General features: G+C 41.0%; 16 protein-coding genes and 1 pseudogene. 10 read left to right on the plus strand and 7 right to left on the minus strand.

Annotated elements, in window-relative coordinates:
* Nucleotides 1-260: 260 nt before the first annotated feature.
* The 7 genes from ASUC_RS10070 to miaB all read right to left on the minus strand — a co-directional run bounded on the left by ASUC_RS10070 (nucleotide 261) and on the right by miaB (nucleotide 8459).
* Nucleotides 261-1343: a PhoH family protein gene (locus tag ASUC_RS10070; RefSeq protein ID WP_012073671.1), complete on the minus strand. Its 1083-nt coding sequence runs from the start codon at nucleotides 1341-1343 to the stop codon at nucleotides 261-263.
* A gap of 164 nt (nucleotides 1344-1507) precedes the next feature.
* A complete protein-coding gene (gshAB, locus tag ASUC_RS10075; protein ID WP_012073672.1) occupies nucleotides 1508-3787 on the minus strand; it encodes a bifunctional glutamate--cysteine ligase GshA/glutathione synthetase GshB in 2280 nt (759 codons plus the stop codon).
* Between the two features lie 140 nt (nucleotides 3788-3927).
* Entirely contained in the window at nucleotides 3928-4794 is an 867-nt protein-coding gene (locus ASUC_RS10080; protein ID WP_012073673.1) for a cysteine ABC transporter substrate-binding protein, read from the minus strand.
* Complete coding sequence (locus ASUC_RS10085; protein WP_012073674.1) at nucleotides 4778-5542, minus strand: amino acid ABC transporter ATP-binding protein; 765 nt, start codon at nucleotides 5540-5542, stop codon at nucleotides 4778-4780. Before ASUC_RS10085 ends, ASUC_RS10080 begins: the two co-directional genes overlap by 17 nt.
* 5 nt (nucleotides 5543-5547) lie before the next feature.
* Entirely contained in the window at nucleotides 5548-6216 is a 669-nt protein-coding gene (locus tag ASUC_RS10090; protein ID WP_012073675.1) for an amino acid ABC transporter permease, read from the minus strand.
* Nucleotide 6217: 1 nt separating this feature from the next.
* Entirely contained in the window at nucleotides 6218-6877 is a 660-nt protein-coding gene (locus ASUC_RS10095) for an amino acid ABC transporter permease (protein ID WP_012073676.1), read from the minus strand.
* A gap of 157 nt (nucleotides 6878-7034) precedes the next feature.
* A complete protein-coding gene (gene miaB / locus ASUC_RS10100; RefSeq protein WP_012073677.1) occupies nucleotides 7035-8459 on the minus strand; it encodes a tRNA (N6-isopentenyl adenosine(37)-C2)-methylthiotransferase MiaB in 1425 nt (474 codons plus the stop codon).
* 649 nt (nucleotides 8460-9108) lie between these two features.
* On the opposite strand from miaB, the gene pdxA reads away from it, so the two are divergent.
* From pdxA to ASUC_RS10145, 10 genes and pseudogenes are all read left to right on the plus strand, one after another.
* Nucleotides 9109-10110: a 4-hydroxythreonine-4-phosphate dehydrogenase PdxA gene (gene pdxA, locus ASUC_RS10105; RefSeq protein WP_012073678.1), complete on the plus strand. Its 1002-nt coding sequence runs from the start codon at nucleotides 9109-9111 to the stop codon at nucleotides 10108-10110.
* An 18-nt stretch (nucleotides 10111-10128) separates the two neighbouring features.
* Nucleotides 10129-11007 (plus strand): 4-hydroxy-tetrahydrodipicolinate synthase, encoded by an 879-nt coding sequence (gene dapA / locus ASUC_RS10110; protein WP_012073679.1) that lies wholly within the window; start codon nucleotides 10129-10131, stop codon nucleotides 11005-11007.
* A 25-nt stretch (nucleotides 11008-11032) separates the two neighbouring features.
* Nucleotides 11033-12190, plus strand: a complete 1158-nt coding sequence (locus ASUC_RS10115) for an iron-containing alcohol dehydrogenase (RefSeq protein WP_012073680.1) — start codon at nucleotides 11033-11035, stop codon at nucleotides 12188-12190.
* A gap of 218 nt (nucleotides 12191-12408) precedes the next feature.
* Entirely contained in the window at nucleotides 12409-13398 is a 990-nt protein-coding gene (locus tag ASUC_RS10120) for a TAXI family TRAP transporter solute-binding subunit (RefSeq protein WP_012073681.1), read from the plus strand.
* 58 nt (nucleotides 13399-13456) lie between these two features.
* On the plus strand, nucleotides 13457-15343 hold the full coding sequence (locus ASUC_RS10125; protein WP_012073682.1) for a TRAP transporter permease: 1887 nt from the start codon (nucleotides 13457-13459) through the stop codon (nucleotides 15341-15343).
* A gap of 25 nt (nucleotides 15344-15368) precedes the next feature.
* Nucleotides 15369-15680 carry an SDR family NAD(P)-dependent oxidoreductase gene (locus ASUC_RS11320; RefSeq protein WP_049752197.1) on the plus strand — a complete coding sequence of 104 codons (312 nt, stop codon included), beginning with the start codon at nucleotides 15369-15371 and terminating at the stop codon, nucleotides 15678-15680.
* 79 nt (nucleotides 15681-15759) lie between these two features.
* Nucleotides 15760-16032: pseudogene (locus ASUC_RS11415) on the plus strand (SDR family NAD(P)-dependent oxidoreductase); the annotation flags it as partial.
* Between the two features lie 273 nt (nucleotides 16033-16305).
* Nucleotides 16306-17712, plus strand: a complete 1407-nt coding sequence (locus ASUC_RS10135; RefSeq protein WP_012073683.1) for a sodium:solute symporter family protein — start codon at nucleotides 16306-16308, stop codon at nucleotides 17710-17712.
* Between the two features lie 17 nt (nucleotides 17713-17729).
* Complete coding sequence (locus tag ASUC_RS10140; RefSeq protein WP_012073684.1) at nucleotides 17730-18917, plus strand: sialidase family protein; 1188 nt, start codon at nucleotides 17730-17732, stop codon at nucleotides 18915-18917.
* A gap of 50 nt (nucleotides 18918-18967) precedes the next feature.
* Nucleotides 18968-19432: a YhcH/YjgK/YiaL family protein gene (locus ASUC_RS10145; protein WP_012073685.1), complete on the plus strand. Its 465-nt coding sequence runs from the start codon at nucleotides 18968-18970 to the stop codon at nucleotides 19430-19432.
* The last annotated feature ends 154 nt before the right edge of the window (nucleotides 19433-19586 follow it).

Here is a 19586-nt window from a genome sequence, read left to right on the forward strand (position 1 = left end):
GAAAAGGAAAAGTAACGATATCAAATCTTTCGGTATAAACTTTCACCCCGGAATTCGGTTCAAGATTTGGATCTAAAATACCTTTCTCATCTTCTCGTTTAGAAAAATCAAATGTAACTAAAGAACTTTACTGATCAACAATTAAAACCTCTACGGCTGCCGCATTAGAAAATTGCCACATTTCACTGCCAGAACAATATATCTTCGCTTTATAGTCAGATTTTACTGACTTCAAATCCCAATTTATTTTTTTAGGTTTATTAAAATATATCATTTTCTTTATCCTTTTCTAATTTTCGCTGCTCGACAAGCTTCCGCTTACGTACTTCGTCTTCCGCTTCCCATTTTTCATAGGCTTGCACCACTTTGGCAACCACCGGATGGCGAACGATGTCTTGGCTGTCGAAATAATTAAAACTGAGTTCGGCGACGTCGGACAACACTTCGACGGCATGTTTCAAACCCGATTTCTGGCTGCGCGGTAAGTCCACTTGGGTTACGTCGCCGGTGATCACCGCTTTGGAATTAAAACCGATACGGGTGAGAAACATTTTCATTTGTTCTACCGTGGTGTTTTGGCTTTCATCGAGAATAATAAAACTATCGTTTAACGTGCGCCCGCGCATATAGGCAAGAGGGGCAATTTCTATTACGTTACGTTCCATCAGTTTTTCCACCCGTTCGAAACCCAGCATTTCAAATAACGCATCATATAACGGACGCAGATAAGGTTCGATTTTAGAACCCAAATCGCCCGGTAAGAAACCTAATTTTTCTCCTGCTTCCACCGCCGGGCGGGTTAACAGAATACGACGGATTTCCTGACGTTCTAAGGCTTCTACCGCTGCCGCCACGGCGAGAAAAGTCTTTCCCGTTCCCGCCGGTCCGATACCGAAACTGATGTCGTGCGTTAAAATATTATGCAGATATTCGATCTGATTTTTACCGCGCGGCTTAATTAATCCGCGTTTGGTTTTAATGGTTGTGCTATACACTTTACTTTCCGACCGTTCACCCGTTTCCACTTGTTTCAGCATGCGGCTTTCCTGAATCGCTATATGAACGTCTTCCAAATCCAATTCCTTGATCTTGCCCTTAATCGGCGCGGTTTCCACATACAAATCCCGAATTAATTTAACCGCGCTTTTAATCAATTTCTCATGGTGGGACTTCGGCTGTTCATCATGCGATTGAATACTGAAATGAAAATCCCGTCGGGAAATTTCAAGATTAAATTCTTTTTCAATCAACTTAAGATTATCGTCGAACGCACCGCAAAGTGATTGAAGCCGTGCATTATCGGTGGGTTCTAGAGTAAATTCTTGTTTATATTTGGTATGCAAAATCTCTTCCTACTTAATTTTAAAATCGAGTTTCGCCCGATGGGCGACCTACTTTTCTTTGCTTATGCAAAGCAAAGTAGGCAAAAGAAAGCACACCCCGACTTCGATGCTTTTCTTCGCTCAGGCATCTCAGACGGGGCTCTAATTTTATCTAGCGTTCTTCGTCATGCATTTAATAATTCCGGAAACAGCATCTTAATCACATTCTGCGTCAAACGTCTGGATTTTCCTTGATATGGGAAAATGTGCATCATCATCATCGGATTGAAATTAGCTTCGATAACTCCCCAAGACGATAAGCGGTTTTCCGCCGGCTTATTCAAATCCGGAATAATAAGATCCACACCGCAAACCGCCGCCCCCATGGCTTTGGTAATGTCTACGGCAAGCGCTTTATAGCTCGGATGCATTTCATCCGTCATGTCGATACTATCGCCGCCGGTGCTGATATTAGAGTTTGCCCGAAGTTGTACAAGCAGCCCTTCGGCCGGCACGCTGTCGACGGTCAAACCTTGCTCTTTAAGCTGCAACCGTTCAATCTCGCCTAACGTGATTTTTTTCAGCGGAGTACGGCTGCCGTCGCCACGTAACGGATGATCGTTTTTCGCCGCAACCAGTTCCGCCACCGTGCGTACACCGTCACCCACGACATTCGCCGGCACGCGCAGCAATACCGCAAGGGTTTCATCGCCCAACACGAAAAACCGGTATTCCGTACCGCTCAAATAATCTTCCACCATCACTTCTTTATCTTCACGGAACGCGATTTCAACGGCTTTGGCGAAATCGTCGCGATCATGCACGCCCTGTTGAAAAATGGTGATGCCTAAGCCGTAATTGGTGGATTTCGGTTTAATCACCACAGCGCGCCCTTCAAACAGGCTGTAACTTGCCACCGCTTGTTCAAGGGTAGTGAATTCCAGACTTTTCGGTACGTTGAATCCGGCTTTATCCAATACTTTTTTAGTCACCACTTTATTTTCCATAATAAGCGGCGAAATGTAGCTGTCGCGGCTTGTCATGTTGCCGTTTTTCACGTATTCGAAATGCTCGCCGAATTGCAGACGCAGAAACTGATCGTTTTCATCCAGAATTTCCATTTGTAACCCTTTTTGAATCGCATCAAACATTAAAGCCTGCGTAGACAATTCCATATTATCGAAAGCGGTCAGGGCGTAAAAACGTTCGAAAGCCTGCGCTTTATTACGCTGCGCCAATTCCGCCCCCAGTTTTTGATAGCCGCCGGCTTGTTCGATGGCGGCAACCAACCGGGCGCACAGCGTTCGTTCCGGATAAGCAAACTGGCTCAGTTTTTCCTGTGCGCTTTTCACCGCATTTTCATCTGTGCCGAGGTCTTTTAACATGGTAATTAAAGCATTCAAAATCCGTTCGCCTTCGTCGCGATAAACGGTTTCCTGACGCGGGTCTTCAAACGCGACTTCCAGCAAACGCGCTTTTCCTAATTCTACGCCGGCTTGATCCGCCGTTTCATCCAGCCAAATCATCAACAGGATAAAATAGTGGATAAATTGCGCATCATGTAAGCTCATGCCGTACGGTTCGAACGGATTTAAATCGAATAAACGGAATTCCAGATATTGGATCCCCGTATGCAAAAATTCGCGGGCTTTTTTCGCCCCGCGCAAACGTACATTGGAATAAAATTCTTTTTCCGCAATCAATTTGCCCGAATTCACCCAGTGCTCAAGGGTTTCCACATATTGGGGAATGCTGTCGAAAGACACCACGATTTCAGGCGCATTGACATACCCGTATTGACTGGAACGCAGGCTGCGCACATATTGATTCGGTTTCAGCGCTGTTCCCTCTCTGAAGTAATTGGCGTCCACCGTCGGAGTAGCGGATAACAAATACAACAGAATCCATTGATAGCGCAGGAAATTTTTTGCCATTTTCAGATATAAACTGTTCTGAAATTCCACCGCACTTCGACAATCGCTCTGTGCCTTGAATAAGGCCTCAATCAACGCGGGATCAAGCTGAAAATTATAATGAATTCCGCTTACCATTTGCTTGTAGGCACCGTAAGATTTCACTAAATGTTCGCGGTATGCCACATCAACAGAATTATCCAGTTGGGCGACTTTAATGTCTTTTTCCGGCGGCAAACCCGCAGGCATGCTCAGGGGAAAGATGAATTCGTCTTCCGGCAAGGTTCGCCATACCACTTCATGGATAGTTTGCAGCCAACGAAACGTATCTTCCAGTTTCTTATTCGGCGGTGTAATCAATTCAAGCTGGCTTTCGGCAAAATCCGTTTGTATATACGGATGAAAAGAGCGGTTACCGAAAGCCTTCGGGTGGGCGGATGTCACCACCGAACCGTCGTGACGGACGCGCTGGCTCTCTTTTTCCAGCCCGAAAGACCCCTGTTGGAATAACAATTCAAGATGATTTTGTTTAATAATATGCCGTAAATTCATAAATATCCTTCCATGTTAAACAGACTTAACGCAAAATGCGATAACTGTACAAATGTCCGTACTTTATCACCGATTAGGCTATTTCGCTACAGTTAAAAAGTGCGGTTAAATTTAACCGCACTTTTTACTTTTAAGATCAATTATTTATATTCGACCACAATATCGGAAGCTTTAATACTGTCGCCGTAAACCGGCGCTAATACTTTATCGTACGCCTGTTGCAGTACGCCTTCTTTACCCAGTTTTTCCATTTCGGCATTTAACCATTCCAATAAATCTTTGTCTTCTTTGCGCACCGCTCCGGCAATAAAGTCAAGGTCACCCAGTTCTTTCACACCGACGGTAAAGCCCGGATTTTCTTTCGCCCATGCGAACAATAAAGCGTTATCGTGGGCAAGCGCGTCGCCGCGACCGTCGCGCAGCGCTTCAAACGTTTCAGTGTTTTGTTCGAATTTCAACAATTTGATTTGCGGGAAATTTTTGCTGAAATAAGCATCTGCGGTAGTACCTTTATTCACTAACAGAGTTTTGCCTTCCAGCTGTTTCACGTCGGTTATCACCGCACCGTCTTTGGAAACCACGCCCAACGCTACTTTCATATAAGGTTCGGCGAAAGCTACCACTTCCTGTCGGGCCGGCGTCACCGTGAAATTTGCCAAAGTAATGTCTATTTTATTAGAGAGCAAATATTCCGCACGGTTCGCCGCTTCCACCAGTACGAATTCCACTTTGTTTTCATCACCTAATAAATCTTTGGTTAAAGCTTTGGCGATCTCCACGTCAAATCCCTGATTTTTACCGTCTTTATCTACATAACCGAAAGGCGGTTTATCGCTGAATACGCCGATACGGATTTTATCCGCTTGTTTAATGCGTTCTACGGCGGAAGTTTTCGCCGCATCACCGTTTGCCGATTTACTATCGCTCTGATCATTACAGGCCGTCACGCCCGCAGCCAATAATAGCGAAGCGAAAAGTGCGGTCAGTTTTTTAAATGTTTTGTTCATAATCCGTTCCTCTTGATTCATAATTTAAAATGTTCAGAAATGCCTTAGCCCGATCCGTTCTCGGATTGGTGAAAAAGTATTTCGGGATTTCCTGTTCGATAATCTCGCCTTTATCCATAAACACAACGCGATCCGCCACTTGACGGGCAAAACCCATTTCGTGGGTCACAATCAGCATGGTCATGCCCTCTTTCGCCAAACCCAAAATCACATCCAGCACTTCGCGTACCATTTCAGGATCCAGCGCTGCGGTGACTTCGTCGAACAGCATGATCTCCGGATTCATACACAACGAACGTACAATGGCGATACGTTGTTTTTGTCCGCCGGACAATTCGCGCGGATAAGCGTTTTTGCGATCATACAAACCCACCCGTTTCAGTAATTCGTCCGCCTGTTTTTCCACATCTTCCCGTTTACGTTTTTGTACTTTCATCGGACCGAGTAAAATGTTGTCGATTACCGACATATGGGAAAACAGTTCATAACTCTGAAACACCATGCCGATATGCTGACGCGCGTCCACCCAGGAAATATCTTTACCCAGTTTGCCGTAGTTCTGCAGTGTCAATTCGCCGCTTTGGATTTCCTCTAACCCGTTAATGCAACGTAATAAAGTGCTTTTGCCGCAACCGGAAGGTCCTAAAATCACCACGACTTCACCTTTTCTTACGGATAAATCAATGCCGTTAAGTGCGGTCACTGCGCCGTAATTTTTGACTAATTTTTTAATTTCAAGCAATGCCATAATCTTTAATTTTCCCAACGGCTTTCCAAATATTTTGAAAACAACGATAACGGATAACAAATTATAAAATACAGGGCGAAAATCACGCCGTAAATCCACAATGCCGCCGACGGATCCGTAAATAACGAGGTTTCAATAATCTGCTGCCCGACTTTAATGACCTCCAAAACACCGATCAACATCGCCAACGAACTGGTTTTCACCATGCGGGTGAACAGGTTGATAGCGCCCGGCGTCACCCGTTTCAGGCTTTGCGGCAACAAAATATAAATGAACGTCTGCATTTTGGTTAAACCCAATGCATAAGACGCTTCAATCTGATGTTTTTCAATGGAGGTCAGCGCCCCGCGAACCAAATCGCCCATTTCCGCCGTCCCCCAAAATACAAACACCACAATGCACACCAAAACGCCGTCCAGATGTACATTAAACCATTTGGCAAAACCGAAATAGACTAAAAACAGCAGCACCAACAACGGAATAATCCGCACCACTTCCAAATAAAACTGACACAGAAAACGGATAATTTTGTTATGAGCGGTCATCAGCATGCCTAATAACACGCCGAGAATACAGGCAAAGAAAACCGACACGAAAGCGATCTCCGCCGTCACGCCCAGTCCGCCGAGCAGCCGCTCGAAATTCGCGCCCTGAAAAAGAATGCCTAATCCCATGTTATGCTCCATATTTTGCGCGGCGTAAACGACGTTCCAAATAACGGATATAAACGGAAACCGGCAGCAGAATAATCAAATAAAATATCACCAGTAAAAACAACGCTTCGTTGGTTTTGTAATCCATGCCGATAATATCTTTCGCCAAAAACATCAATTCCGCCACCGCAATAGCACTGATAACCGAAGTTTCTTTCATAAGAAATAGACAGTTGGCACCGATAGCCGGCGTTGAAATCGCAAACGCTTGCGGAAAAATCACATAACGAAAAGCTTGCTGCGGGGTTAATCCCAAACTCAGTGCGCTTTCGATTTGCCCTTTGGAAACCGCTTCTAAACCGGCGCGAAAAGCTTCCGCCATATAACTGCCGCCCAAAAAAGCCAAGCCGATAATCCCGCAGGTGAAACCGTCCAGTCTGATACCGATTTTGGATAAACCGAAATAAAGGAAAAATACCTGAATCAGCAACGGCGTATTGCGTGAAAGTTCAATATAGGCTTTCACCATCCATTGTAATCCGCGGATTTTATGGACAAGCGCGACCGCGCACAGCATGCCGACAATAATCGACAAAATAATGCTCCAAAGGGATAAATGCAGCGTCAGTAAGGTCGCATCGATAAATCTCGGGACGGCGTCCCCAATATATTGCCAGTTCATTATAACTATTCGTTAAAATTCCGATTAAGCCATTATACGCAGGTCTAATACGAATAAGAAATAATGCTTTGCTATGTTTTATAACAAATTACCATAAAAAATGACCGCGCTTTAGGTAAAGTGCGGTCAAAAATACCATATTTTTTTATGAAAAAGATTAAGCGACGTATTTTCCGACACCCAATTCGTCTTCTTTGCGGGTACGTCGGATAACGGATTGCGGCGACTGTTCTACGCGTAACCCCATTTCATCTTCGGTACGAATCACATCGCCGCGCAGGGAATTGGTAAACACATCGGTGATTTGAATATCCACGAATTTACCAATCATATCCGGCGTACCTTTGAAATTCACAATACGGTTATTTTCCGTGCGACCGGTCAATTCCATAATATCTTTCTTGGACGGTCCTTCCACTAACACGCGTTGTTCGGTACCAAGCATGGCACGGCTGAATTTCGCCGCCTGATTGTTAATCCGTTGCTGAAGCAGATATAAACGCTGTTTTTTCTCTTCTTCACTGACATCATCCGGCATATCCGCCGCCGGCGTTCCCGGACGGGCGGAATACACAAAACTGAAACTCATATCGAAATTCACATCGGCAATCAAATTCATAGTTTGTTCGAATTCTTCATTGGTTTCCCCCGGGAAGCCGACGATAAAATCCGAACTGATTTGAATATCCGGACGCACTTTACGTAATTTGCGGATAATGGATTTATATTCCAACGCCGTATGACCGCGTTTCATCATGGTTAAAATACGATCGGCCCCCGACTGTACCGGCAAATGCAAAAAACTCACCAATTCCGGCGTATCCGCATACACATCGATAATATCGTCGGTAAATTCAATCGGATGACTGGTAGTAAAGCGCAAACGGTCAATGCCGTCGATGGATGCCACCAAACGCAACAATTCGGCAAACGTACAAATACCGCCGTCATGAGTCGGACCGCGATAAGCGTTTACATTTTGCCCCAGCAAATTGATTTCGCGTACGCCCTGATCCGCCAACTGCGCTACCTCAAACAACACATCATCCAACGGACGGCTGACTTCTTCACCACGGGTATAAGGCACCACACAATAAGTACAGTATTTGTTACAACCTTCCATAATCGAAACGAATGCCGTCGGACCTTCCGCTTTCGGCTCGGGCAGACAATCGAATTTTTCGATTTCCGGGAAACTGACGTCCACCACCGAACTTTTTCCGCCTCGAATCTGGTTAATCATCTCGGGCAAACGATGCAAAGTTTGCGGTCCGAAAATAATATCTACGAACGGGGCTCGTTCACGAATATGTTCGCCTTCCTGGGACGCGACGCAACCGCCCACGCCGATGATTAAACCCGGTTTTTCGTTTTTCCAGGTTTTCCAACGCCCCAACTGGGAAAACACTTTTTCCTGCGCTTTTTCACGAATCGAACAGGTATTCAACAGCAACACGTCCGCCTGTTCCGCCTCTTCCGTCAATTCCAAGCCGTGGGTGCTGAGCAACAAATCGGCGATTTTGGCGCTGTCGTACTCGTTCATTTGACAGCCCCAGGTTTTAATATGTAATTTCTGTGTCATTTTCTGAATTCATTAAGAACGTAATAGATTAAATTAGCCGGTTATTCTACAAGCTTACAACCAAATTGACTAGGGTTAATTTCCGCCGTTTGCGGAGAACCCCCGATTCATATTTTAAATTTGCAGTCTCTGTAAAAAGCAGCATTACACAAATTACGTATGTACTTTGCCCCGCACGAAGTGATTAAATAAAATCATAAGATTTAAAAAAATCATTAATTTGTGACGCAGATCACAATTTATTCCGAAAATAAACGATATACTCTACCGTAATTACAAGATAACGAAAAATAAAACGGCGGTTTTAATTCTCCCCGATAAGTTCACCGCTGCAAATGTCCCGGCGTACAATTGGTTAAAGGAGATATTTACGGATGTCTTCGGGGGAAATGCGGAAATTATAATTCGCGAATACCCTATCCGAGCGGTAGCGATTGAAAATACTCAAAATCATCATATTTTCATCAAAACCGATAGTACGGAAGGTGCGGGAAATGTCGTAATCGTATTAAATCAAAAACTAATACAAAATCGGACCGCACTTGGCGAAGTTTTCAGAAAAAATCAGCATAGTAAACTACCCGGGCTTCGGTTCAGACCGAAAATTTATCAAAAGTCATTGATTTTATAGAGAATTAAGGAGTTTTCAATGAAACCAATTTTAGGTGTCACTATGGGCGATGGCGCAGGTATCGGTCCTGAAGTGATTATTAAAGCACTGGCGGATAAACGGATTTATGATTTGGCTCATCCTGTTGTTATCGGTGATTTAAAAATCATGCAGCGGGCATTGCCTATCGTGAAATCGTCTCTCAAATTACGGAAAGTGGAAGATATTGACCATTATCAAAGTGAATTCGGTTATATCGATGTCATTGATTTAGATAATTTACCTGCGGATTTACCCTTCTCAAAAGTCGATGCCCGAGCCGGCAAAGCCGCTTATGAATTTATTGAACGTGCCGTTGATTTAACCTTAAAAGGAAAAATTCATGCCATTGTGACCGCCCCTTTGAACAAAGAGGCCTTACATGCGGGCGGTAAAATGTTTCCGGGTCATACCGAAATTTTAGCGCAGCTCAGCAATACCAAAGATTTTTCCATGATGTTGACCAGTGATAAATTAAATGTAATTCACGTCACTACCCACGTTTCAATGCGTCAAGCCTGCGATTTAATCAAAAAAGAACGTGTGTTAACCGTAATTGAACTTGCTCAGGAATACACCAAAATGCTCGGTTTCAAAGAACCGCGCATTGCCGTAGCCGGCTTCAATGCTCACGCAGGCGAACACGGTTTATTCGGCACTGAAGATGAAGAAGAAATTCTTCCCGCCGTAAAAGAAGCGCAAGCCAAAGGTATAAACGCTGTCGGCCCTATTCCGCCGGACACCGTCTTCCACCGTGCAGCTAATTTAGATGAATTTGATATGGTTGTGGTGATGTATCACGATCAAGGTCATATCCCTTTAAAACTCATCGGTTTCGACAGCGGAGTTAACGTTACGACCGGTTTACCGTTTATCCGGACTTCTGTTGATCACGGCACCGCATTCCAGATTGCAGGTCAAGGTATTGCTGATAGCCGCAGTATGACCGAGGCGTTATACCTCGGCGCAAAAATGGCTAGCATTAAGTATGAAAATCAATAAATTAATCAGGAGATTATTATGTTTAAACCCAAAGGTGTTGTCGCCCCAGTGCTCACCGCATTAGATGAAAACGAGAAATTTAATCCAGAAGCCTATAAAGAATTTATTGATTATCTCATTAAAGCCGGTATTCATGGTATTTTCCCATTGGGGACTAACGGTGAATTCTATGCTTTCAGTCAAAGCGAAAAATTGGAAATTATAAAAGTTGCCATTGAAGCAGTAAACGGTCGGGTTCCGGTTTATGCCGGCACAGGTTGCATTACAACGAAAGAAACCATTGAATTCTCTAATAAAGTATTAGATCTCGGAGTAGATGTACTTTCAGTGATTTCACCATACTTTGTTTCTGTTAATCAAGATGATTTATATCGTCACTTCAATTCCGTTGCCCAAAATGTCAACGCACCAATTTTGATGTACAACATTCCGGCTCGTTCAGGTAATAATATTGACTATAAAACGGTGAAAAAACTTGCCGAAGAAAATAGCAATATTATCGGTATCAAAGATAGTAGTGGAAATTTCGATAACACATTGAAATATATTGAAAATACCGTTACTAACATTAATGTTATGGCGGGTAGCGATTCATTAATCCTTTGGACATTACTTGCTGGCGGTACCGGTGCAATTAGCGGTTGTTCAAATGTTTTCCCTGAACTCATGGTCTCTATTTATGAATACTGGAAACAGGGGGATTTTAAAAACGCCAACGAAGCTCAGAAAAAAATCCGCGCATTCCGAAACGTTATGCAAATGGGTAATCCAAATTCAGTAGTCAAACGTGCTGTGCAATTACGTGGTCACAATGTAGGACCTGCTCGCGAGCCTTCAAACTGTGCAAATGCGGTAATTGATCAAGCATTGCAAGACGTATTTAAATTATATGATTAATTAAAAATTCACTTGGTAACAATTTATGTCAACTTATTCTTTATCTCATACTAATAAAATAATTGGTGGTGTTGGAAGTATTCAGCAAATTGCAGATGTTGTAAAAAGTTATAACACAGAAAATGTCATTATTATTACAGACCCAGGTGTTTTCGCTGCTGGCTTAATTAATGAGCCTAAAACCATTCTTGAAAACGCAGGCATTAATGTGCAAGTAATCAGTGATACACCGCCTGAACCGCCATTAGCTCAAGTTAATCAAATTTATCAACACGCCAAAAATACTAACGCTCACATGGTAATCGGTATTGGTGGCGGTAGTGCAATGGATACCGCAAAATTAGTTGCTATCTTGCTGAATAATGATGTCGAATTACAAGATGTTGTGGATGGTAAAGCAAAATTCAAAAACCGTGGCATTCCAACCGTTATGGTACCGACTACATCCGGTACGGGTTCGGAAGCAACACCAAACTCAATCGTACTCATTCCTGAGCGTGAATTAAAGGTGGGTATCGTAGATGAAAAAATGCTACCGAATTGTGTCATTCTAGATCCCCAAATGACTATTGGTTTACCGCCTCATATTACGGCCAATACAGGTATTGATGCACTTTGTCACGCTGTAGAATGCTATATTTCTAAAAAAGCGAGCCCGTTCAGTGATACCTTCGCATTAAAAGCCGTGGAATTAATCGGACGTAGTATTCGCACTGCATATAAAGACGGTAAAAATCTACAAGCTCGTGAAGATATGTTGCTGGGTTCTTATTTTGGCGGCGCATCAATTGCAACATCCAGCACAGTTGCAATCCATGCACTTTCTTATCCGTTAGGCGGGAAATATCATATTCCACATGGCTTATCAAATGCGATTTTATTGCCTGATGTGATGAAATTCAATCTTGATGCTTGCGAAGAAAAATTTGCAAATATTGCAAAAGCAATGGGGTTAGATGTGCAAAATTGTACACAACGTCAAGCGGCAGAAAAATTAATTGAAGAATTTTATGCCTTAATTCGCGATCTTAATATCAAATGTGATTTAAACGCAGTCGGTATTACAGAAGAAACGTTAAGTCAGTTAGCTGACTCGGCTTTAACTGTAAAACGTTTGCTTGATAATAATCCGAAAGTTATGACAAAAGCGGATATTATAGAAATTTATAAAAGAATCATCTAATTTCTAATTTAACTTCCTATAATGTGAATAGCGACTTCTCAGTTGCTATTTTTTTACGTCACCATGATTGAATTTAATCATTTTTTCTATATTTGCGATCTTCATCACATTTTATGAATTCAAATTACGCTATCATTCAACTCGAATGATTAAATACAATCATTATTATAGTATGCTTCTTGTATCCCATCCTTCTTAACATTCAGAGGATTTATATTATGGTTAAATTACATCAAACACTAAAAATTGCAATCGCAGCACTGTGTTTTTCGAATATGGCGCAAGCAACTATGGAAACATCGGTAATTAGTCAACCACCAGGTAACGGTTGGTACACATACGCAACCACTTTTAACCGTTTGGTTCCTGAATATTCGAATAACGAGTATAAAGTAAAGGTTATTCCACGCGGTGGTGGTATGACAAACCCTGTTGTAGTAAATGATAATAAAGCGACCTTTGGATTTGCTACCTCAAATGCCATTGTATGGGCAAAAGAAGGCATGACAGAGATTTATAAAAATAAAGCCAATAAAGACTTACGCCTTGTTTTCGATAATATGCAAGAAGCTTATACCATTATCGTAGCAAGAAAAAGTTGGGTTGAGAGCACTGGTAATGACACTTTAGAAAAACTGATTAACGCTGATAAAGTTGTAATTGCAACAAAACCAACCGGTTCACAAGTTCCTATTATCGCAGACTTTATTTTTAAAGCATTAGGTACAGATTTTGAAACGATGAAAAAACAAGGAAAAGTTATCCAAATTAGCAGCGGGCAGGCAAGTCAAATGTTACGAGATAATACCATTGATGCCTACATTGATAATGTACCAGCTATGCATCCTAACTTGACTGAAATTACATTAACTAATGATATGGTTTACATCCCGTATGATGAGACAGTCCTTGAAAAATTAGCGAAAGTCGGATTGCCTACAGGTACTATGCCGGCCGGTACTTACAAAGGGCAAGATAAAGATTATATAAATCCGGTAAGCGCAACTGTTTTTGTGAGTAATGCAAAAGTACCAGAAGAAACAGTATATGACATCACGAAAGCACTTGTTGAAAGTCAACAAAAGTTAAAAGAAGCGCATCCACCATTAAAATTCTGGAAACCAGAAGAGATCGCAAAGAATCCAAATTTATTTGAATTACATCCAGGTGCTGCAAAATACTTCCGTGAACAAGGATGGATTAAATAAACTACTTATTACGGGTCTGCCGATTTCTTATTCGCGGACCCTATTGGGGAACTAAATTATGACTTACAATCGTATATTAAAAGGATTTGCGGCTTTATTAGGTACTGTATATGTCGCATTTTTACTGCAACAATTCTTTTTTCCGTTATCTCCATTTACTCAAGCAAGCGTACATGTCTATATGGCTACAGCATTAGTTTTTTGTTTTAAGCCATTAGATTTTGAAAATCCAGCTCTAAAATATATAGGATACATAATTAATACTACATTAATTGTACTATCGCTATACATTTGTTGGCATTATTACAGTGAAACTCCAAGATTAGAATCAAGACTAGAAATGATTGATGAAGTTTTATTTATTGATAAATTTGCATTTCTAGCAGGTATTTTTGCCTTATTTGAAGCAGTAAGACGTTGTGTTGGATTCTCACTATTATCAGTTGTACTAATCTTTCTTTTATATGGTTATTGGGGACCTTATTTTCCAGGATGGACGGCTTTTGAAGGTTTTAATTTAGAAACTCTTACTGAATTAATTAGTATGCAAACCGAAGGGTTATTCGGTATTACATCAAGTACTGCGGTAAATTTCGTCTTCTATTTTGTGATGTTTGGTAGCGTATTTACAATGACCGGAGGGGGGAGCGTATTTATTGATCTCGCTATGAAAGCAACATCACCATTAAAAGGTGGTGCAGCAAAAATGTCGTTATTAGGTTCTTGTCTATTTGGTATGGTCAGTAGTTCTGCGGTTGCCAATACAACCTCAACAGGTGTTCTAACTATTCCTATCATGAAACGTTCAGGTTATACCACGGAACAAGCTGCTGCAACAGAAGCTATTGCCTCAACAGGCGGTCAATTAATGCCTCCAATTATGGGAATCGCGGCATTCGTTATGGCCGATATGCTTGGTGTTCCTTATGCTGAAATTGCCGCAGCAGGATTAATTCCTGCAATTGCATTCTATTTCGCGCTATTTGTCGTCGTTGACTTAAGAGCAAGAAAAACAGGGGTTGGAAATATTTCTGCAAAAGATTTGCAAATTGAACCTATTATGCCTCGTTTACACCTTTTGATTTCACCTTTATTACTTGTTGTTTCATTAATATTAGGGTTTTCAGCCCCATATGCCGCATTTGTAGGTTCAGTTGTAGCCTTAATAGTCCCATTATTCCGCAAAAACACTCGATACAATCTCAAAAAAATTTTTCCGATGATTGTGGACACTGCAAAACAGATGGCTTGGGTATCTGTGCCTTTGGCTTCTGTTGGAATTATTATGGTTATCGCAACCCAATCTAATCTTGCTTTTAAATTCGTAGAAATTTTAAGTGAGGTGGGGCAAAGTAATCTTTATCTTTCATTATTAATGATAATCTTGGGTTGTATCATTATGGGCATGGGATTACCAACTGTCGCAGCATATATCATTGGTGCGATTATTTTCGCTCCTGCATTAACTGATATGGGAGTGGATCGTTTAGCAGCCAATATGTTTATTATGTATTATTGCGTACTTTCAATGGTTACCCCTCCTGTCGCACTATGTTCTTATGCCGCAGCTGCAATTGGTAATGCCGATTCATCAAAGACGGGTTTTATTGCTTTCACTTACTCGCTTGTAATCTTCCTAATTCCATTCAGTTTTGTCACCGACCCTGTAGTACTATGGCAAGGAAGTATAGGTATGATTTTATTCGCATTTGCAGGAATGCTAGTTGCAACATTTTGTTGGGCGGTATTTTTACAAGGTTGGTTAAAACGTAACCTTAATTGGGTTGAACGAATTATTTTCTTAGCAATTAGTTTATGTATTGTTTTTGAAAATTCAGGTAATTTAATGTGGCTATCAGGTTTAGGAGCAGCCCTTGTGATGTCCGCATGGTGTTGGAAAACCGGAACACGCAATTGTTCTAAAACGCTTACATCACACAGTTAAACATCAATAATTATTGGACTAAAATATGAAAACAGCTGTAATTACAGGTGTCAGTTCAGGCATTGGCAATGCAATAGCATTGCTATTGCTTGACCAAAATTGGACAATTATCGGGCTTAGTAGAACTAAGCCCGATATTACTCATAAACATTTCACGCATTATTCTATTGATTTAACAAATGAAAATACCTTCATTACAATCCTTGATAATTTTAAAAATATTGACGCCATAATTCATGCAGCAGGAATCATGGCGTCAGGCAAAATTGGAAATCTAGATTTATCGTTAAGTACTCGAATTTGGCAGATTAATGTACATGGTGCTGAGAGATATTAGTAAACCAATTAATCCCCAAACTATCGGATTCCGGTAGAATTATTTTATTAGGAAGTAGAACTTCAAAAGGTGTCAATATGCTGCAACTAAAGCAGCATTAGTTGCTATGGCTAGAAGTTGGGCAAAAGAACTGGCTCACCGAAAAATCACTGTTAATGTTATTTCTCCCGCGGCAACAAATACTCCAATGCACATAAATCCCAGTCGAGCAGAAAGTAAACCTATCCTCCCATTATTTGGACGACTAATTGAGCTAAGTGAAATAGCTCAATTAGTTCTTTATTTAATATCTTCTTATGCTGATATGATTACCGGACAGGAGTTGACAGTATGTGGAGGCTCATCATTGTAGTGTTTATACCTATCTCTTAAAAAAGAATACAATTAATCACATTGATTTAATTTAATCATTTTTTCCCAAAAATGTGATTTAGATCTCATTTTTACCTACTAAAATTTCTTATAATCACCTTTGAGTGATTTATTTCAATCACAGAGATTTTTAAACTCCAAATCTATGCGAAATCTCATCGTCGTTATTCAATTTATTGAATAAGGTTTATAGCGAACAGGAGTAAATAATTATTGTTAGGCAATAACATTTAATCATTTAAAGGTGAAAATTATGCACTATTTCGACACAACATCTACCATTATAATTATATCGATTGTAATTCTTTATATTCTCGGTACATCTTGGCTTACTTATGCTTTAAGAAGTAAAAATACGAGCGACTTTATGGAAGGTTCCAAGGCTGTTCCGGCATGGATTGTCGGGGTTCTGTTAATGACCGAATATATCGGTGCAAAATCGACTATCGGCACCTCACAATCCGCATTTGATAACGGTATTTCCGCATCGTGGTCTGTGCTCGGCGCCGCAGTCGGTTTCCTACTTTTCGGTTGGATTTTAGTGAAAAAAATCTATACCTCCGGACAGATTACTATTTCAGGCGCTATCGCACAAAAATACGGTACGTCCACTAAAAATATCATTTCGCTCATTATGATTTATGCACTAATTCTTGTGAACGTCGGTAACTATATCAGTGGTGCAGCAGCAATCTCTACGGTATTAAAAATCACCTTACCCGTTGCTGCATTAATTACTGCAATTGTAAGTACATTTTATTTTGCATTTGGCGGTATGAAAGGTGTTGCCTATGTTACTGTTATACACAGTGCAATCAAATATTTCGGTGTCTTGTTTATTCTAGGTACTGCCTTATATATGACAGGCGGTTTCAAACCTATGTTTGATACAATGCCTGAATATTATTGGGATCTCAGCGGGGGCGGTTCCATTACTTTAAGTACGATTGTTGCTTGGTTAATTGGTACTATCGGTGCAATTTTCTGTACACAATATGTTATTCAAGCAATCTCTTCAACTAAAGACGTAGCTTCGGCAAAACGCGCTTGTTATTACGCATTTTTCTTATGTATCCCGATCGCTTTAGCCATTGCTATTATCGGCGTAGCTGCAAAATTCTTACACCCTGATATTCAAAGTTTATATGCGTTACCTGTATTTATTCAGGATATGAATCCCGTTATGGCAGGTATCGTAACAACTTCATTAGTCGCCTCAATATTCATCAGTGTCAGTACTGTAGCATTAGCGATTTCATCATTGATCGTAAAAGACTTTTATGTGCCTTATCGTAACCCGACACCGGAACAAGAATTTAAAGTAACCCGTGTAATTTCATTAGTTATCGGTTTTGCTCCACTAGTCCTTGTTTTGGCTTTCCCGGAAGTACTGAAACTCTCATTCTTTACGCGTGCCATTCGCTTATCAATTACGGTGGTTGCAATGATTGCATTCTACATGCCGTTCTTAAATAGTACTCGTGCTGCAAATGCCGCCTTGATTTTATCTTGTGTGGTAACCTCAGTCTGGTTCTATTTAGGCGACCCTTGGGGAATTAACAATATGTATATCGCATTAGCTTGCCCTGCTATCATTATGATATTAGATAAATTTATTATTGCACCGTTTACAAAATCTACCCCTACCGCTCAAGAATAACTTTCAGGAGATAAAAAATGACAGAAGAAATTATCAAATTAGACTTATCGGGTAAGGTCATTGTTAATCCAAATGATACCGCTCGAAAAGATGCTTATTTACCGACAGAATGTGTGCAAAATCACGCAGCAAATTTATTCCCGCTTCCAAACGGTGATTTGCTCTGTACTTGGTTTGGTGGGACACAAGAAGGAATCTCTGACATTTCAGCCTATTTTTCCCGGTTGAAAAAAGGCTCCGATACATGGACACCTGCAGTAAAACTGTCTGACGACCCTACTCGTTCAGAACAAAATCCCGTATTTTTCTTAGATCCTGACAATGTGTTATGGATTTTATACACTGCTCAAATCTCAGGAAACCAGGATACAGCAATAGTTCGTTATCGCAAATCAACCGACTTCGGCGAAACCTGGGGACCTATTGAAGTCTTATTGGAAGATCCGAACAAAGGTGTATTCATTCGCCAACCGATTGTAGTATTAGATAATGGCAATTGGCTGTTACCGGTATTCTATTGTATTGCACGCCCGGGCGAAAAATGGGTCGGTAGTTATGATACAAGTGCGGTTATGATTTCAAGCGACAAAGGTAAGACATGGCGTTCCGTCGATGTACCGAATAGTACGGGCTGTGTGCATATGAACATTCTGAAACTGAAAGACGGTAGCTTATATGCTCTTTATCGTAGCCGCTGGGCCGATTATATTTATGAAAGCCGTTCTACTGACAACGGTGAAACCTGGTCAGAACCGAAAACGTTACCGCTACCAAATAATAATGCTTCAATTCAAGCTGATGTTCTTGATAATGGCGATATTGCTTTGGTTTTCAATAATTCCAGCGCAAAAGATGCCAAAGAACGTCGTCTTTCGCTTTATGATGAAATCGAAGATGAAAGCAAAGAACAGAAAAAAGAGGCCGAACTAGTCGAAGGACAACGTAACGCTTTTTGGGGTGCTCCTCGGGCACCTATGTCATTGGCAATCTCAACCGATAACGGTGCAACCTGGCCTTATATTCGTAATTTAGACGAAGGCGACGGTTATTGCATGTCGAATAACTCAAGAGAACAACTTAACCGTGAACTTTCTTATCCGAGTATAAAACAAGGTTTAGATGGTAAATTACATATTGCCTACACATTCTATCGTATGGCAATCAAATATGTATGCGTTGATGAATCTTGGGTTAAAAAAGCTTAATCACGAAGAATGCCATTCCTTTGAATGGCATTCTTTTATAGGAGGATATTATGATTGCCGGAAATATGAATATTTTACAGTTGGCGACATTGCCAAAATCACTCTGTGAGATCTTATCGCACCCTGAATTCACCTTAGAAAAATTACAGGTGCTACCCGACGGTAAATACCAACCCGACGGCACAAAATGGTTTTGTAATGTAGGCGATTTCCAAACTTCACCGGCGGAAACACGCCATACTGAGTTTCACGAAAATTACCTTGATATTCAATTAATTTTGAAAGGTGAAGAAATCATTAACTACAGCTTAACCAATGCTATTGGAGAAAGTGCGGTCGAAAAGAAACCTGATTTATATATTTTAGATAATCCTGTGCTAACTAATAGTATCCTGTTACGTGCTGGCGATTTCGTTACATTTTATCCGGGAGAACCGCATCAAGCGCTATGTATGGTAAAGCAACCCGATACCGTGCGAAAAGCCGTGTTTAAAGTGCCGAAAGAAATCATATAACATTAAACGTCAGCGAATGCTGACGTTTATTCAATGCAATGCGATAAAAACATCAATAGGCAATATATTTTTACGTTATACACTTTTATACATTGAAAGTGTAATTATACTTCATGGAAATAAAACTGGCTAAAAGACATAATAACAAAATAAT

This window comes from Actinobacillus succinogenes 130Z, from assembly GCF_000017245.1.
GTDB classification, from domain to species: domain Bacteria; phylum Pseudomonadota; class Gammaproteobacteria; order Enterobacterales; family Pasteurellaceae; genus Exercitatus; species Exercitatus succinogenes.

Coding starts and splice junctions, on each gene's coding strand:
- gshAB (WP_012073672.1), bottom strand. CDS start 3,787: ATGAATTTACGGCATATTATTAAACAAAATCATCTTGAATTGTTATTC.
- ASUC_RS10080 (WP_012073673.1), bottom strand. CDS start 4,794: ATGAACAAAACATTTAAAAAACTGACCGCACTTTTCGCTTCGCTATTA.
- ASUC_RS10085 (WP_012073674.1), bottom strand. CDS start 5,542: ATGGCATTGCTTGAAATTAAAAAATTAGTCAAAAATTACGGCGCAGTG.
- ASUC_RS10090 (WP_012073675.1), bottom strand. CDS start 6,216: ATGGGATTAGGCATTCTTTTTCAGGGCGCGAATTTCGAGCGGCTGCTC.
- ASUC_RS10095 (WP_012073676.1), bottom strand. CDS start 6,877: ATGAACTGGCAATATATTGGGGACGCCGTCCCGAGATTTATCGATGCG.
- miaB (WP_012073677.1), bottom strand. CDS start 8,459: ATGACACAGAAATTACATATTAAAACCTGGGGCTGTCAAATGAACGAG.
- pdxA (WP_012073678.1), top strand. CDS start 9,109: ATGAAACCAATTTTAGGTGTCACTATGGGCGATGGCGCAGGTATCGGT.
- dapA (WP_012073679.1), top strand. CDS start 10,129: ATGTTTAAACCCAAAGGTGTTGTCGCCCCAGTGCTCACCGCATTAGAT.
- ASUC_RS10115 (WP_012073680.1), top strand. CDS start 11,033: ATGTCAACTTATTCTTTATCTCATACTAATAAAATAATTGGTGGTGTT.
- ASUC_RS10120 (WP_012073681.1), top strand. CDS start 12,409: ATGGTTAAATTACATCAAACACTAAAAATTGCAATCGCAGCACTGTGT.
- ASUC_RS10125 (WP_012073682.1), top strand. CDS start 13,457: ATGACTTACAATCGTATATTAAAAGGATTTGCGGCTTTATTAGGTACT.
- ASUC_RS11320 (WP_049752197.1), top strand. CDS start 15,369: ATGAAAACAGCTGTAATTACAGGTGTCAGTTCAGGCATTGGCAATGCA.
- ASUC_RS10135 (WP_012073683.1), top strand. CDS start 16,306: ATGCACTATTTCGACACAACATCTACCATTATAATTATATCGATTGTA.
- ASUC_RS10140 (WP_012073684.1), top strand. CDS start 17,730: ATGACAGAAGAAATTATCAAATTAGACTTATCGGGTAAGGTCATTGTT.
- ASUC_RS10145 (WP_012073685.1), top strand. CDS start 18,968: ATGATTGCCGGAAATATGAATATTTTACAGTTGGCGACATTGCCAAAA.